Annotated in this window: 11 protein-coding genes and 1 tRNA gene; 5 read left to right on the forward strand and 7 right to left on the reverse strand. The window is 70.4% G+C overall.

Annotated elements, in window-relative coordinates:
* Positions 1-25 precede the first annotated feature (25 nt).
* Complete coding sequence (locus GHR20_RS23045) at positions 26-553, reverse strand: universal stress protein (RefSeq protein WP_111584470.1); 528 nt, start codon at positions 551-553, stop codon at positions 26-28.
* Positions 554-938: 385 nt separating this feature from the next.
* Between GHR20_RS23045 and GHR20_RS23050 the strand changes: the two genes are divergently transcribed.
* The 4 genes from GHR20_RS23050 to GHR20_RS23065 all read left to right on the forward strand — a co-directional run bounded on the left by GHR20_RS23050 (position 939) and on the right by GHR20_RS23065 (position 3,884).
* Positions 939-1,328 (forward strand): hypothetical protein, encoded by a 390-nt coding sequence (locus tag GHR20_RS23050; RefSeq protein ID WP_153814249.1) that lies wholly within the window; start codon positions 939-941, stop codon positions 1,326-1,328.
* Positions 1,329-1,708: 380 nt separating this feature from the next.
* Positions 1,709-2,935 (forward strand): helix-turn-helix domain-containing protein, encoded by a 1,227-nt coding sequence (locus GHR20_RS23055; protein ID WP_153814250.1) that lies wholly within the window; start codon positions 1,709-1,711, stop codon positions 2,933-2,935.
* Between the two features lie 97 nt (positions 2,936-3,032).
* Positions 3,033-3,638 (forward strand): oligoribonuclease, encoded by a 606-nt coding sequence (orn, locus tag GHR20_RS23060; protein WP_111584473.1) that lies wholly within the window; start codon positions 3,033-3,035, stop codon positions 3,636-3,638.
* Positions 3,639-3,811: 173 nt separating this feature from the next.
* A tRNA-His gene (locus tag GHR20_RS23065) sits at positions 3,812-3,884 on the forward strand.
* A gap of 149 nt (positions 3,885-4,033) precedes the next feature.
* Here the strand turns inward: GHR20_RS23065 and glmS are convergent.
* Together glmS and GHR20_RS23075 are read right to left on the reverse strand one after the other, a co-directional pair.
* On the reverse strand, positions 4,034-5,851 hold the full coding sequence (gene glmS / locus GHR20_RS23070; protein ID WP_111584474.1) for a glutamine--fructose-6-phosphate transaminase (isomerizing): 1,818 nt from the start codon (positions 5,849-5,851) through the stop codon (positions 4,034-4,036).
* 12 nt (positions 5,852-5,863) lie between these two features.
* Positions 5,864-6,121, reverse strand: a complete 258-nt coding sequence (locus GHR20_RS23075; RefSeq protein WP_153814251.1) for a hypothetical protein — start codon at positions 6,119-6,121, stop codon at positions 5,864-5,866.
* A gap of 173 nt (positions 6,122-6,294) precedes the next feature.
* On the opposite strand from GHR20_RS23075, the gene GHR20_RS23080 reads away from it, so the two are divergent.
* Positions 6,295-7,896: a beta-N-acetylhexosaminidase gene (locus GHR20_RS23080; RefSeq protein WP_153814252.1), complete on the forward strand. Its 1,602-nt coding sequence runs from the start codon at positions 6,295-6,297 to the stop codon at positions 7,894-7,896.
* Between the two features lie 65 nt (positions 7,897-7,961).
* Here GHR20_RS23080 and GHR20_RS23085 read toward each other — a convergent pair whose 3' ends face one another.
* Genes GHR20_RS23085 through desA form a run of 4 tightly spaced genes read right to left on the reverse strand, consistent with a single transcriptional unit; the run spans position 7,962 to position 12,967 of the window.
* Positions 7,962-9,731 (reverse strand): IucA/IucC family siderophore biosynthesis protein, encoded by a 1,770-nt coding sequence (locus GHR20_RS23085; protein WP_153814253.1) that lies wholly within the window; start codon positions 9,729-9,731, stop codon positions 7,962-7,964.
* The gene (locus tag GHR20_RS23090) at positions 9,728-10,261 is read right to left on the reverse strand and encodes a GNAT family N-acetyltransferase (RefSeq protein WP_153814254.1); all 534 of its coding nucleotides are present in this window, start codon (positions 10,259-10,261) and stop codon (positions 9,728-9,730) included. Before GHR20_RS23090 ends, GHR20_RS23085 begins: the two co-directional genes overlap by 4 nt.
* Positions 10,258-11,541 carry a lysine N(6)-hydroxylase/L-ornithine N(5)-oxygenase family protein gene (locus tag GHR20_RS23095; RefSeq protein WP_153814255.1) on the reverse strand — a complete coding sequence of 428 codons (1,284 nt, stop codon included), beginning with the start codon at positions 11,539-11,541 and terminating at the stop codon, positions 10,258-10,260. Before GHR20_RS23095 ends, GHR20_RS23090 begins: the two co-directional genes overlap by 4 nt.
* Positions 11,525-12,967, reverse strand: coding sequence for a lysine decarboxylase DesA (gene desA, locus GHR20_RS23100; RefSeq protein ID WP_153814256.1), 1,443 nt, complete (start codon positions 12,965-12,967; stop codon positions 11,525-11,527). Before desA ends, GHR20_RS23095 begins: the two co-directional genes overlap by 17 nt.
* Positions 12,968-12,971: the final 4 nt, after the last annotated feature.

Raw genomic sequence — 12,971 nt, forward strand, 5'->3', positions numbered from 1 at the left:
GGTCTCCCCTCAGCGGGAGAACCGCTCAGGGAATGACGATCACCGGCCGTCGTGCCCGGCGGGCGAGGCGGCCCGCGACGGAGCCGAAGATGCGGCCCACGATCCCGTGCGTGGAGCCGACGACGATCGCGTCCGCCTCGTACTCGCGCCCCACCTCCTCGAGCTCGTGGCAGATGTCGCCGCCGCGCTCGACGAGGATCCAGGGCACCTCGGACAGGTAGTCCGCGCAGGCGAGCTCGAGGCCGAGCACCTCCGTACGGTGATCCGGCACGTCCACGAAGACCGGTGGCTCGCAGCCCGCCCACACCGTGGTGGGCAACCGGTTGGCCACATGCACGATGATCAGCCCGGAGTGGGAACGGTGCGCCATGCCGATCGCGTACGCGAGGGCGCGCTCACTGGAGGTGGAGCCGTCGAAGCCGACGACGACTCCGTGCCGGAAGGCGGGGTCGCAGGAATGACGTGACTCTTCGGCCGCCTGGGGATCGGCCGCCGTGGGATCGGCGACCGGTCGCTTGCGGTCCGCGGGTTCGAAGAATTCGTGACCGGCCATGGCTGTCTCGGCGTTGTGATCCTTTATGGGATGGGATGACAGTGTGCGGCGGAGCTGTGTCCGGGAAACATCTTCCCCACCCCATACCCCCAAGGGTACGGCGGCACGCCTCCCGGGCTCAGATCCCTTGCACGCTCCGTAAGCGGTCCCCCGACATCCGTAGCGGTCCCCCGGTGTCCGCAGGGGTTCACCGGAGCATGCACGAGCCGCGCCCGTTACGCAATGCTCGCTGCCCCGTACAGGCGCTTTGCACGGCGTTCGCGGACGCACGCCCGGTGACCGACCGGTCGGCCGGGCGTTGAAGGGGGTGAGCCACCGCCACGGGGAGCCACCAGGCGCCACCGGACGCCGCCCGGCCGCCCCGGCCCGCCACAGGGAGTACGAGATGTCCGGACCCCGGTCCCGCCAGGAGGAGCCCGGCGCGCAGGACAGCACGGGCGAGCTGATCCGCTGGGCCGCCTTCACCTGCGTCCTCGTCCCGGTGGTCCTGCTCTGGTACGGCACCTCGCTCGCCGGCGCCATGGGCACCGCGCTGGGCCTGGCCGCCGTCACGAGCGCGTGCCGGCTTCTGCTGCGGCGCTCGGAGCGCGGGGCGCGGCGCGGCGCACGCCGGGGTGCGGGCAGGGGCCGGGGGCGTGGATCACGGCGCGCGGGGGCACGGGGTGCCGGGCGGGACGGCGGCCGGGGCGAGGGCCGTAACGGCGCCCGGGGCGGCGGGCGTTGCGGCGTGCAAAGAGGTGGACGTCACACCCGGGAGCGGACACCGGTCGACTGACCGGTTTCCGCGCTTCCAAGCGCTTCTTTTCAGCCAACTTCTGGATATCGCCCAAGGGGGGTCCCCACTCCCCCCCAACCCCCGTTCCACCTGCACGGAAAGGGTCCACGGGGCGCTGCGCACCCTACGCGGTTTGGCCACTGCCCGGAGGCGCACTTCCCTGCACGGCCCACGAGTGCAACGCTTCGTGATCGAATGCTTCACGCCAAGTTGTCATGTCGACAATGTGCCGCATTTGGAACTGGTCACCGTGCGTCCGCGGGAGCCAGTAGATTTCGATCTTGACTGTCTTTACGGCGGGGGACTCGTGCAGGACCGAGGGGAAACGTGCAGGAGCGACACAACCGAGGAGCCGCGACCACCGAGGGGGGCTTAGCAGTATGAGCCACGACTCCACTGCCGCGCCGGAAGCCGCTGTCCGGAAACTGTCCGGGCGTCGCCGCAAGGAGATCGTCGCGGTGCTGCTGTTCAGCGGCGGCCCCATCTTCGAGAGTTCCATACCGCTGTCGGTGTTCGGCATCGACCGCCAGGACGCCGGGGTGCCGCGTTACCGACTGCTGGTGTGCGGCGGCGAGGAAGGTCCGCTGCGGACCACCGGCGGTCTCGAACTCACCGCACCGCATGGGCTGGAGGCGATCGCCCGCGCCGGAACGGTCGTCGTACCGGCCTGGCGCTCGATCACCGCGCCACCGCCCGAGGAGGCGCTCGACGCGCTGCGCCGGGCGCACGAAGAGGGCGCCCGCATCGTAGGGCTGTGCACCGGCGCGTTCGTGCTCGCGGCCGCCGGACTGCTCGACGGCCGCCCGGCGACCACCCACTGGATGTACGCGCCGACGCTGGCCAAGCGCTATCCGTCGGTGCACGTCGATCCGCGGGAGCTGTTCGTCGACGACGGCGACGTGCTCACCTCCGCGGGGACGGCGGCCGGAATCGATCTCTGTCTGCATATCGTGCGGACGGACCACGGCAACGAGGCGGCCGGTGCGCTGGCCCGCCGGCTGGTGGTCCCGCCGCGCCGCTCGGGCGGTCAGGAGCGCTACCTCGACCGGTCTTTACCCGAAGAGATCGGCGCCGACCCGCTCGCCGAGGTCGTCGCCTGGGCGCTGGAGCACCTCCACGAGCAGTTCGACGTGGAGACGCTGGCGGCTCGCGCGTACATGAGCCGCCGTACGTTCGACCGCAGGTTCCGTTCGCTCACCGGGAGCGCGCCGTTGCAGTGGCTGATCACCCAGCGGGTGCTCCAGGCGCAGCGGCTGCTGGAGACGTCGGACTACTCGGTGGACGAGGTGGCCGGCCGGTGCGGGTTCCGCTCGCCGGTCGCGCTGCGCGGGCACTTCCGCCGCCAGCTCGGCTCCTCTCCCGCCGCGTACCGGGCCGCGTACCGGGCCCGCAGGCCCGGTGCCGACAGGCCGGGTGAGGCGGAAGCCGCGCTCCAGCCGTCGGCCGGGCAGCCGTTGCCGCCCGCGGGGCTGCCGGGTCCGGGACCGCTGGGCGCCATGCCCTCGGTGCTGCACGCCGAGCGTAACGACGGGGTGCCGATGCAGAGCAGGCGCACCGCCGGGGCCGGGGCGATGACGCTGCTGCCGGGGCCGCGCTCCGGGAGCTGAGCGGAAGGCGGGGGAGGGGGTGCGGAGTCCAGGCTCCGCACCCCCTCTCTTCGTCCGCGGGGCATCCAAAAGGCGAGGTCCGCCTTAGGGTGGTCGCATGAACGATCGCATGGTGTGGATCGACTGCGAGATGACCGGCCTCTCGCTGTCCGACGACGCTCTCATCGAGGTGGCCGCCCTCGTCACCGACTCCGAGCTGAACGTACTCGGCGAGGGGGTGGACATCGTCATCCGCCCGCCGGAGCGGGCGCTGGAGACGATGCCGGAGGTGGTGCGTCAGATGCACACCGCGTCCGGGCTGCTCGCCGAGCTCCCGAACGGTACGACCTTGGAGGACGCCGAGGAGCAGGTCCTGGCGTACATCAAGGAGCATGTGAAGGAGCCCGGCAAGGCTCCGCTGTGCGGCAACTCGGTCGGCACCGACCGCGGCTTCCTGCTGCGCGACATGCCGACGCTGGAGGGCTGGCTGCACTACCGGATCGTGGACGTCTCCTCGGTCAAGGAGCTGGCCCGCCGCTGGTACCCGAGGGCGTACTTCAACAGCCCCGAGAAGAACGGCAACCACCGGGCGCTCGCCGACATCCGCGAGTCCATCGCCGAGCTGCGCTACTACCGCGAGGCCGTCTTCGTCCCGCAGCCGGGACCCGACTCGGAGACGGCGCGGACCATCGCGGCGAAGCACGTGCTGCCGGCGGCGAAGTAGCCGACGCGGCAGGGCCGTCCCGGGTCCGCCCGGGATCGCCCCGAGTCCGTTCGGGGTCCGTTCGAGGTCCGCTGGGGGTCCGCGCGAAAACGTGTGCGCGAGCACCCCCTCGGACCCTGTAGACTTCTTCTCGGCCGGTCGGGGAAACGACAAGTTTCCAAGCGCCGGTCATGGTGGGTGTAGCTCAGCTGGTAGAGCACCTGGTTGTGGTCCAGGATGCCGCGGGTTCGAGTCCCGTCACTCACCCTCATCGGAAGAGGCCGGTGATCGCAGAAATGCGGTCACCGGCCTCTTCGCGTATCCGCGTATCCGATGGCGGCAGGCGGACGAGCGGCGCCCCTGTCCCCGGGGATCACCGGGGGACAGGGGCGCCTACGCCACGTCTCCTGCTCGTCCTACTCGACCGTCACCGACTTCGCCAGGTTCCTCGGCTTGTCGATGTCGCGGCCCAGGGCCTTCGCCGTGTGGTAGGCGAGGAGCTGGAGGGGGATGCCCATCAGGATCGGGTCGAGCTCGTCCTCGTTCTTCGGGACGATGATCGTCTGGTCGGCCTTCTCCTGGTGCTGGTGGGCCACGGCGAGGATCTTGCCCTCGCGCGCCTTGATCTCCTCCAGCGCGGCGCGGTTCTTCTCCAGCAGGTCGTCGTCCGGGATGATCGCGACCGTCGGCAGCGCGGGCTCGATCAGGGCCAGCGGTCCGTGCTTCAGCTCGGAGGCCGGGTACGCCTCGGCGTGGATGTACGAGACCTCCTTGAGCTTGAGGGACGCCTCGCGGGCGACCGGGTAGCCGCGGACCCGGCCGATGAAGAGCATCGAGCGGGCGTCGGCGTACAGCTCGGCCAGCTCCCGGATCTGCTCCTCCTGCTTGAGGATCTCGGTGATCTGGTCGGGGAGCTTGCGCAGGCCCTCGATGATCCGCTTGCCGTCGCGCACCGAGAGGTCGCGGGTGCGGCCCAGGTGCAGCGCGAGCAGCGCGAAGGCCACCGTGGTGTTGGTGAAGCACTTGGTCGAGACGACGCAGACCTCGGGGCCCGCGTGGACGTAGATCCCGGCGTCCGCCTCCCGGGCGATCGCGGAACCCACCACGTTGACGACGCCGAAGACCCGCGCGCCCTTGCGCTTGAGCTCCTGCACGGCGGCGAGCACGTCGTACGTCTCACCGGACTGGGAGACCGCGACGTACAGCGTGTCGGGGTCCACGACCGCGTTGCGGTAGCGGAACTCGGAGGCCGGCTCGGCGTCCGCGGGGATGCGGGCCAGCTCCTCGATCATCTGGGCGCCGATCAGGCCCGCGTGGTACGAGGTGCCGCAGCCGAGGATCTTCACCCGGCGGATCTGCCGGGCCTCACGGGCGTCCAGGTTGAGCCCGCCGAGGTGCACGGTGGAGAAGCGGTCGTCGATCCGGCCGCGCAGCACGCGGTCGACCGCGTCGGCCTGCTCGAAGATCTCCTTGTGCATGTAGGTGTCGTGGCCGCCCATGTCGTACGACTCGGCCTCCCACTCCACCGTGGTGGGCTCGGCGGTGGTGCGCGTGCCCTCGGTGGTGTAGGTGCGGAAGTCGTCGGCCTTGAGGGTGGCCATCTCGCCGTCGTCCAGCGTCACTATCTGGCGGGTGTGCATGACCAGCGCGGCGATGTCCGAGGCGACGAACATCTCCTTCTCGCCGATGCCGAGCACGACCGGGGAGCCGTTGCGGGCCACCACGATCCGGTCCGGGAAGTCGGCGTGCAGCACGGCGATGCCGTACGTGCCCTCGATCAGCCGGACGGCCTGGCGGACCTTGTCCTCCAGCTTGTCGGCGGTGGCGCGGGCGATGAGGTGGGTGAGGACCTCGGTGTCGGTCTCGGAGAGGAACTCGACGCCGTCCGCCTCCAGCTTGCGGCGCAGGTCGGCGGCGTTGTCGATGATGCCGTTGTGGACGACCGCGACCTTGTTGTCGGCCGACATGTGCGGGTGGGCGTTCACGTCGGAGGGGGCGCCGTGGGTGGCCCAGCGGGTGTGGGCGATGCCGGTGGTGCCCTTGAAGCGCGCCGGGACCTTGGCCTCCAGATCGCGCACCCGGCCCTTGGCCTTGACCATCTTCAGGCCGGACGCCTTCGGGGAGGTGACCACGATGCCCGCGGAGTCGTACCCGCGGTACTCGAGCCGCTGGAGGCCCTCCAGGAGGAGGGGGGCGACGTCACGCTTCCCGATGTAACCGACAATTCCGCACATATGCAGGTATTCCTAGCCGTAGACGATGCGGCGCAGCTGCCTGAGCGTCAGCTCGGGCGGTGCCACCGCTCGATATCTGAGATCCGCCCCGATCCGTTCGAAGATCTCCGCGTTCACCAGACCCTGGGTCTGGAGCTCGCGGTGGCGGCGACGGACGAATTCCTCCGTCGACTCGTCGAAATAGGCGAGCACGTCCTGGACCACCCGCAGCGCCTCGCCCCTGCCGAGGGGCGTGGACCGCGTCAGATGATCTACGAGTTCGTCGTGCACCCGTAGATCCTCGGGTACCGGCGCGGGTTTCGCAAGATACCTGCCCGATATCGGGCACCGGGGTGCTGGGCGACGTGCTGAACTCCTGTTCGCCCACTGTGTTCTACGTCACTTCATCCCTCTTGGGGTCCCCGGTGGGACAGTGGTCCCGACCAGATCCGAAGGGAGCGCATGTGACTCGGAACGACCGTACGACTCCCCGAACCGCCCGCGTCCTTGGTTCGCTGCTGCTCGTCCTGGCGGCCGGCGGCTTCACCCTCGGCGCCGCGCCCGCCCCGCCCGGGGCCCCCGTCACCCCCTTGACCCAGGTGATCCCGGCCCCCGCCTCCGTCACCCCGGGCGGCGCGCCGTACCGCCTCACCCGTGCCACCGTCATCCGGGTGGACGGCTCGGCCGGGGTCCGCCGCGTCGGCGCCTACCTCGCCGGCATCCTGCGGCCCTCCACCGGCTATCCGCTGCCGCTCACCGAGCACGGCGGCGGGGGCATCCGGCTGCACCTGGCGAAGGGCGGCTACGGCGCCGAGGGCTACCGGCTGCGCAGCGGCCCCTCGGGTGTCACGCTCACCGCGAGCGCCCCGGCCGGGCTCTTCCACGGTGTGCAGACACTGCGCCAACTCCTCCCGGCCGCCGTCGAGAAGAGGACCGTCCAGCACGAGAGCTGGCGGATCGCCGGCGGCACCGTCCAGGACCGTCCCCGCTACGCCTACCGCGGCGCCATGCTGGACGTCTCCCGGCACTTCTTCACCGTCGCCCAGGTGGAGCGGTACATCGACGAACTCGCGCTGTACAAGGTCAACGAGCTGCATCTGCACCTCAGCGACGACCAGGGCTGGCGCATCGCCGTCGACTCCTGGCCGAGGCTCGCGCGGTACGGCGGCGCGAGCGAGGTCGGCGGCGGCAAGGGCGGCTTCTACACCCAGGCCGAGTACCGGCGCCTGGTCGCCTACGCGGCCTCCCGCTACATGGAGGTCGTGCCCGAGATCGACATGCCCGGCCACACCAACGCGGCCCTCGCCTCCTACGCGAAGCTCAACTGCGACGGCGTGGCACCCCCGCGCTACACCGGCACCCAGGTCGGCTTCAGCTCGCTGTGCGTCTCCAAGGACGTCACGTACACCTTCGCGGACGACGTCATCAGGGAGCTGGCCGCGCTCACCCCGGGCCGCTATCTGCACATCGGCGGCGACGAGGCGCACTCCACCAGCCACGCCGACTACGTGACCTTCATGGACCGCGTGCAGCCGATCGTCGCCAAGTACGGCAAGAAGGTCATCGGCTGGCACCAGCTCACCGGCGCCCACCCCGCGAAGGGCGCGCTCGCCCAGTACTGGGGTCTGGACAGCACCAGCGCGGCCGAGAAGGAGCAGGTGGCGCAGGCCGCACGGAACGGCACGGGGCTGATCCTGTCCCCGGCCGACCGGGTCTACCTCGACATGAAGTACACGAAGGACACCCCGCTCGGGCTCACCTGGGCCGGGCTGGTCGAGGTCCGGCGGTCGTACGACTGGGACCCGGGCGCCTATCTGGCGGGCGTGCCCGCCGCCGCGGTGCGGGGGGTGGAGGCGCCCCTGTGGTCGGAGACGCTGAAGACGTCGGCCGACATCGACTACATGGCGTTCCCGCGGCTGCCCGGCGCGGCCGAACTGGGCTGGTCGCCCGCCGCCACCCACGACTGGGACACCTACAAGGTACGGCTGGCCGCCCAGGGCCCGCGCTGGGACGCCCTCGGCATCGGGTACTACCGGTCGCCGCAGGTGCCCTGGCCGAGCGGCTGAGCGGGAGAGGAGAACGGGCGCTCCGGAGGACCGTACTCCGGGGCGCCCGTCGTCGGGGGCCGGCGTCAGTGGCCGGCCAGCGGATTGCGCAGCGTGCCCACCAGCTGGAGCGCCGCGGAGGGATCGGCGAGGTCCACCATCTGCCGGTTGTCGCGCAGCTGGAGCCGGTTGAGGCAGGACAGCGCGAACTCGGGCGCGAAGAGGTCGTACTGCCCGAACCGGTCGGCGAGCTGCGGGTTCGCCTCCTGGTACTCGCGGGAGACCTCCGCGACCGTCCGCCAGAACTCGTCCTCGGTGAGGACGCCGTCGGCGGCGAGGTTCGCGGCGAGGAAGCGGAAGAAGCAGTCGAAGACGTCGGTGAAGATCGACAGCAGCTTCTGGTCCTCCGGGATGTCGGCCCGGATGCGGGCGACCTCCGGCGGCAGCACGGCGTCCGGGTCCATCACCACGATCTCCTCGGCGATGTCCTTGTAGACCGCCCGCTGCACGACCCCGTCCCGCAGCACCAGGATGGTGTTCTCGCCGTGCGGCATGAACGCCAGGTCGTAGGCGTAGAGGCTGTGCAGCAGCGGGGTGTAGTACGCCCGCAGGTACCGGCGCAGCCACGCGGCGGGCGCGAGCCCCGACCGCTCGATCAGGGCGCCCGCGAACGACGCGCCCTCGTGGTCGACATGGAGCAGGGAGGCCATGGTGGCGAGCGTCTCGCCGTCCTCCAGCGAGGGCACCGGGCTCTCCCGCCACAGCGCGGCCAGCATCTTGCGGTAGGGGGAGTAGCGGTCGGTGGCCCGCTCGTACTCCAGGTGCCGGTAGCCGACGGCGGCGCGCTCGCGGATGATCGTCAGACCGCTGTCCTTGAGCACCGGGTCGCCCTCGATCAGCTGGGCGAGCCAGTCGTTGATGGCGGGGGTGGCCTCCATGTAGGCGGCCGAGAGGCCGCGCATGAAGCCCATGTTGAGCACGGACAGGGCCGTCTTCACATAGTGCTTGTGCGGGGCGCTGGTGTTGAAGAAGGTCCGGATGGACTGCTGGGCGAGGTATTCGTCGTCGCCCTCGCCGAGCGGCACGAGATTCCTGCGGGCCACTTCCGCCGCGAAGGTGACGGACAGCTTGTTCCACCACTGCCAGGGGTGGACGGGGATGAGGAGGTAGTCGGCCGGGTCGAGGCCCTGCGCGGTCAGCGTCCGGCCGAACCGCTCGACGGTCTCCTCGCCCAGCTCGGCCCGGATGAAGCCCTCGTACTCGATGCCGGTGCCCGCCGTGAAGGCGGCGCGGGAGCGGTGCGCGGCCAGCCACACCAGCCGGACGGGGTGCGCGGTCTCCGGGGCGTACGACAGGTACTCGTGGACCCCGAAGCCGAGCCGCCCGTTGTTCGCGACGAAGCAGGGGTGGCCCTCGGTCATCCCGGTCTCGATCGCCTGGAAGCCGGCGGACACCAAATCGGCCGAGGTGACCTGGTGTTTGGCCAGCTTGTAGCAGGTGCCGGACAGGGTGGAGGAGATCTCCTCCAGGTACACGGGCAGGATGGCGTCGCTCAGGCCCAGGGATTCCTTCAGCTCGATGAAGAAGTCCAGTGCGGCGAGCGGGAGTTCCGCGCCGTCGCGATGCCGGGTGATCGAGCCGGCGTCGACCTCCCAGTGGTCGAGGGCGCGGCGCACGGCGGTGAACCGGTAGGCGGTGAGCCCGTCGTCGCCGCGGACGACGTAGCCCTCGCCGTCCCGCTCGGGGGTGAGCAGGCGCTCGTGCGCGAACTCGGCGAGCGCCTTGCGGATCAGCAGCCGGTTGGCCTGCGCCCAGCGCTCGGGGGAGAGGTGCGCCACGGACTCGGCGGGGGTCATGCGGACACCGCCTTCGTGAACTGCTCGCGGGTGCAGAAGCTCAGCAGCGCCTCTTTCTCCGGCTTCTGTATCTCGCGTTCGGGCACGAACCCGACGGCCGCGTTCAGGGCGTGCACCGCCTTGTTGCGCACGTCCGGCTCCACGACGACGCGCTCCACGGCCGGGTCCTCGAAGAGGTGGGCCATGACGGCGGTGATCACGGCCTTGGTGAACCCGTGCTCGGGGGTGTCGGTCGCGGGGGTCAGGAAGTGCATCCCGACATCGCCCGGCCGGGGCTCGTAGAGGCCGACCAGTTCCCGGTGGGCGGGGTCGTACTTCTCCAGGAGGAAGGCGGGGACGCCGTCCCGGAGCCCGAGCAGTGCGTGCTGGTGCTCGTCGGCGGCTATCTCCATGTACGCCCGCTCGATGTCCTCCAGCCTGGCGTCCTGCATCATCCAGAAGGCGGCCTTCGGATGGGTGATCCAGGAGTGCAGCAGCTCGGCGTCCGCGAGCGGGTCGACGGGCCGGAAGGTGAAGGTCGGGTCGGTCATACGGCGAACTCCTGGAAGGCGATGGACTTCTCGACCGGGTAGTACTCGCTGCCGAGCACTTCGCGGATGATGCTCGCGTTGCGGTACGGGCCCATGCCGAGGTCGGGGCTGGTGATGCTGTGGGTGTGGACTCCGGCGTTCTGGAGGAAGACACCGCGCCCGGTGACGTCGATGGCGTAGTTGCGGGCGACGTCGAAGCGGCCGCTGCCGTCGAAGCGCAGCCGCTCGCGCAGCGGGGCGAGGAAGGCCGGGGGCGCGTAGTGGTAGCCGGTGGCCAGCACCAGGCCCTCGGTGCGGATCTCGTAGTCCTTGCCCTGCTCGTCCTGGCGGAAGCCGAGGGTGTACGCGCCGTCCTCGTAACCGGCGCTGTTGAGCGAGGAGTTGGTGAGCAGCCGGGTGGGCACCGGGCGGCCGCCGCTCGTCACGTTCTTCTGGTACAGCAGGTCGAAGATCGCGTCGATGAGCTCCGAGTTGATGCCCTTGAACAGCCCCTTCTGCTGCTTCTCCAGCCGGTAGCGGGTCTCCTCGGGCAGCGCGCGGAAGTAGTCGATGTAGTCCGGGGAGGTCATCTCCAGGGTCAGCTTGGTGTACTCCAGCGGGAAGAACCTGGGGGAGCGGGTGACCCAGTTGAGCTGGTAGCCGTGGACGTCGATCTCGGACAGCAGCTCGTAGTAGATCTCGGCCGCGCTCTGCCCGCTGCCGACGACCGTGACGGACTTCTTCCGCTGGAGCTCCGCCTTGCGGTGCATGTACTGGGAGGTGTGCAGGAGGTCCCCGCCCAGCTCCCGGCAGGACTCGGGGAGGTAGGGCACCGTGCCCGTGCCGAGGACGAGGTGCCGGGCGCGGAGGGTGTCACCGGCCTCGGTCCGCACCACGTACAGGTCGTCCTCGTACGACACCTCGGTGACCGTCGTGCCGAAGCGGACGCTGCTCAGCTTGCCGGCGGCCCAGCGGCAGTAGTCGTCGTACTCCACCCGCAGCGGATAGAAGTTCTCGCGGATGTAGAAGGAGTACAGCCGGCCCTTCTCCTTCAGGTAGTTGAGGAAGGAGTACGGGGAGGTCGGGTCGGCGAGGGTGACCAGGTCCGACATGAACGGGGTCTGGAGGTGGGCGCCGTCCAGGAACATCCCGGCGTGCCACTCGAAGTCGGGCTTCGACTCCAGGAAGACGGCGTCCAGTTCGGCGATCGGCTCGGCCAGGCAGGCGAGGCCGAGGTTGAAGGGGCCGAGCCCGATCCCCACGAGGTCGTGGATACGGCTGGATTCAGGAAGCGCGGTCAAGGGACTCTCCCAGGTACTGCTCGGCGTGGCCGGCGATGAGATCGAGGACGGCGGCGATGTCGGACGGCGTCGTCTCGGGGTTGAGCAGGGTGAACTTCAGGTAGTGGCGGCCGTCCACCTTGGTGCCCGCGACCACGGCGTCGCCGGAGGCGAACAGGGCCTTGCGGGCGTGGAGGTTGGCGCGGTCGATCTCGGCCGGGTCGGTGACGGCGGCCGGTATGTAGCGGAAGACGAGGGTGGACAGCGACGGCTCCACCACGACGTCGTAGCGCGGGTCGGCGGCGATCAGGTCCCAGCCCTGGACGGCCAGGTCGCAGACCTCGTCGAAGAGTTCGCCGATGCCGTCGGCGCCCATCACGCGCAGCGTCAGCCACAGCTTGAGGGCATCGAAGCGGCGGGTGGTCTGGAGGGACTTGTCGACCTGGTTGGGGATGCGCTCGCGCACCGCCCGGCGCGGGTTGAGGTACTCCGCGTAGTAGGTGGCGTGCCGCAGCGTGGCCCCGTCGCGCACCAGCACGGCGGACGAACTCACCGGCTGGAAGAAGGACTTGTGGTAGTCGACGGTGACCGAGTCGGCGCGCTCGATGCCGTCGATGCGGTGCCGGTACTTGCGCGAGGCGAGCAGCCCGCAGCCGTAGGCCGCGTCCACGTGCATCCAGGCGCCGTAGCGGTCGCAGAGTTCGGCGATCTCGGGCAGCGGGTCGATGGAGCCGAAGTCGGTGGTCCCGGCGGTGGCGACGACGGCCATGGGCACCAGGCCCTCGGCGAGGCAGCGCTCCAGCTCGTGGGCGAGGGTCACGGTCTGCATCCGCTTGTCGCGGTCGACGGGGACGGTGACAACCGCGTCCGGGCCGAGCCCGAGCAGTTTCGCCGACTTCTGCACGCTGAAGTGGCCGGCCGCGGAGGCGAAGATCCGCAGTTTCGCGGGGTCGTCGCTCTTGGCCTCCTCGCGGGCCAGCAGCATCGCCTGGAGGTTGGACTGGCTGCCGCCGGAGGTGAACACGCCGTCGGCGGCGGGCCCGAGGCCGATCCGCGCGGTGGTCCAGTCGATCAGCTTGCGCTCGATGAGCGTGCCGCCGGCCGACTGGTCCCAGGTGTCCAGCGAGGAGTTGACCGCGGTGAGCACGGCCTCGCCGAGCAGGGCCGGGATGACGACCGGGCAGTTGAGGTGGGCGAGGTAGCGCGGGTGGTGGAAGTAGACCGCGTCCTTCAGGTAGACGTCCTCCAGCTCGTCGAGGACGGCGGCGGTGTCGCCGAGCGGGCGGTCGAGGTCGATGGCGTCGACGCGGGGGGACAGGTCGTCCACGGCGACACCGGTGAACGGGCGCTCGGTGGCGACGAGTTTGGCCGCCACCCGCTCGACTCCTTCGGTCACGGAGCGGCGGTAGTGCTCCGCGGTGAGGCCATTGAGCAGGTGGGAGCGCATGGGG

The organism is Streptomyces sp. SUK 48, assembly GCF_009650765.1.
GTDB lineage: Bacteria > Actinomycetota > Actinomycetes > Streptomycetales > Streptomycetaceae > Streptomyces.

Excerpts from the sequence above, each read along its gene's own strand:
- GHR20_RS23055 (WP_153814250.1), top strand. The coding sequence starts at position 1,709 with ATGAGCCACGACTCCACTGCCGCGCCGGAAGCCGCTGTCCGGAAACTG.
- GHR20_RS23050 (WP_153814249.1), top strand. The coding sequence starts at position 939 with ATGTCCGGACCCCGGTCCCGCCAGGAGGAGCCCGGCGCGCAGGACAGC.
- orn (WP_111584473.1), top strand. The coding sequence starts at position 3,033 with ATGAACGATCGCATGGTGTGGATCGACTGCGAGATGACCGGCCTCTCG.
- glmS (WP_111584474.1), bottom strand. The coding sequence starts at position 5,851 with ATGTGCGGAATTGTCGGTTACATCGGGAAGCGTGACGTCGCCCCCCTC.
- desA (WP_153814256.1), bottom strand. The coding sequence starts at position 12,967 with ATGCGCTCCCACCTGCTCAATGGCCTCACCGCGGAGCACTACCGCCGC.
- GHR20_RS23090 (WP_153814254.1), bottom strand. The coding sequence starts at position 10,261 with ATGACCGACCCGACCTTCACCTTCCGGCCCGTCGACCCGCTCGCGGAC.
- GHR20_RS23085 (WP_153814253.1), bottom strand. The coding sequence starts at position 9,731 with ATGACCCCCGCCGAGTCCGTGGCGCACCTCTCCCCCGAGCGCTGGGCG.
- GHR20_RS23045 (WP_111584470.1), bottom strand. The coding sequence starts at position 553 with ATGGCCGGTCACGAATTCTTCGAACCCGCGGACCGCAAGCGACCGGTC.